General features: G+C 51.5%; 8 tRNA genes and 2 rRNA genes. All 10 read right to left on the minus strand.

The features are described 5' to 3' along the window. Position 1 precedes the first annotated feature (1 nt). Positions 2 to 75, minus strand: a tRNA-Pro gene (locus ADH99_RS08220). Positions 76 to 86: 11 nt separating this feature from the next. Next, a tRNA-Arg gene (locus tag ADH99_RS08225) sits at positions 87 to 160 on the minus strand. A gap of 17 nt (positions 161 to 177) precedes the next feature. Beyond that, positions 178 to 263: transfer RNA gene (locus ADH99_RS08230), tRNA-Leu, on the minus strand. Positions 264 to 288: 25 nt separating this feature from the next. Further along, positions 289 to 360, minus strand: a tRNA-Gly gene (locus ADH99_RS08235). Between the two features lie 14 nt (positions 361 to 374). After that, a tRNA-Thr gene (locus ADH99_RS08240) sits at positions 375 to 447 on the minus strand. A 4-nt stretch (positions 448 to 451) separates the two neighbouring features. Next, a tRNA-Leu gene (locus tag ADH99_RS08245) sits at positions 452 to 533 on the minus strand. A gap of 17 nt (positions 534 to 550) precedes the next feature. Then, a tRNA-Lys gene (locus tag ADH99_RS08250) sits at positions 551 to 623 on the minus strand. Positions 624 to 628: 5 nt separating this feature from the next. Next, a tRNA-Val gene (locus ADH99_RS08255) sits at positions 629 to 701 on the minus strand. A gap of 11 nt (positions 702 to 712) precedes the next feature. After that, positions 713 to 828, minus strand: a 5S ribosomal RNA gene (gene rrf / locus ADH99_RS08260). A 78-nt stretch (positions 829 to 906) separates the two neighbouring features. Next, a 23S ribosomal RNA gene (locus tag ADH99_RS08265) occupies positions 907 to 1,518 on the minus strand; the annotation flags it as partial.

The following is a 1,518-nucleotide window of genomic DNA, read 5'->3' on the forward strand; positions in this document are numbered from 1 at the left end:
ATCGGGAATACAGGATTCGAACCTACGACCCCTTGGTCCCAAACCAAGTGCTCTACCAAGCTGAGCTAATTCCCGTAAGTAAAAAATGCACCCAACAGGAGTCGAACCTGTAACCGCTTGATTCGTAGTCAAGTACTCTATCCAATTGAGCTATGGGTGCATTGTATATTTAGTTAATGCCGAGGACCGGGGTCGAACCGGTACGGTCATCACTGACCGCAGGATTTTAAGTCCTGTGCGTCTGCCAATTCCGCCACCCCGGCATGGGCCATGGTTTTACATTGGCTAAGCGGAAGACGGGGTTCGAACCCGCGACCCCCACCTTGGCAAGGTGGTGTTCTACCACTGAACTACTTCCGCAAATTTGGTTTTAATGCCGGCTAAAGGACTTGAACCCTCGACCCTCTGATTACAAATCAGATGCTCTACCAACTGAGCTAAGCCGGCTAAGTGCGGGTGAAGGGACTCGAACCCCCACGCCTCGCGGCGCTAGATCCTAAATCTAGTGCGTCTGCCAATTCCGCCACACCCGCAATTTCTACTATGAGAATGAGTGATACAGGGCTCGAACCTGTGACCCTCTGATTAAAAGTCAGATGCTCTACCAACTGAGCTAATCACTCATCAATGGAGGTTAACGGGATCGAACCGCTGACCCTCTGCTTGTAAGGCAGATGCTCTCCCAGCTGAGCTAAACCTCCATTATAATAAAGCGTGGCAACGTCCTACCCTCGCAGGGAGAAACCCCCAACTACTATCGGCGCTAAGAAGCTTAACTTCTGTGTTCGAGATGGGAACAGGTGTATCCTTCTTGCCATCGTCACCACACTTTATTTCTGAAAAAACTTTCGTTCTTTCAAAACTGAATCTATATCCAACTCCATCAATCTACCAGCTATACAACTCGTGGTTAAGTCCTCGACCGATTAGTACTAGTCCGCTCCATGCCTCGCGGCACTTCCACTTCTAGCCTATCTACCTGATCGTCTCTCAGGGGTCTTACTCACTTAATGTGATGGGAAATCTCATCTCGAGGGGGGCTTCACGCTTAGATGCTTTCAGCGTTTATCCCGTCCACACATAGCTACCCAGCGATGCTCTTGGCAGAACAACTGGTACACCAGCGGTGTGTCCATCCCGGTCCTCTCGTACTAAGGACAGCTCCTCTCAAATTTCCAACGCCCGCGACGGATAGGGACCGAACTGTCTCACGACGTTCTGAACCCAGCTCGCGTACCGCTTTAATGGGCGAACAGCCCAACCCTTGGGACCGACTTCAGCCCCAGGATGCGATGAGCCGACATCGAGGTGCCAAACCTCCCCGTCGATGTGAACTCTTGGGGGAGATAAGCCTGTTATCCCCAGGGTAGCTTTTATCCGTTGAGCGATGGCCCTTCCATGCGGAACCACCGGATCACTAAGCCCGACTTTCGTCCCTGCTCGACTTGTAGGTCTCGCAGTCAAGCTCCCTTCTGCCTTTACACTCTTCGAATGATTTCCAACCATTCTGAGGGAACC

This window comes from Granulicatella sp. 572.rep1_STHE, from assembly GCF_001073445.1.
Classification (GTDB): Bacteria; Bacillota; Bacilli; order Lactobacillales; family Aerococcaceae; genus Granulicatella; species Granulicatella adiacens.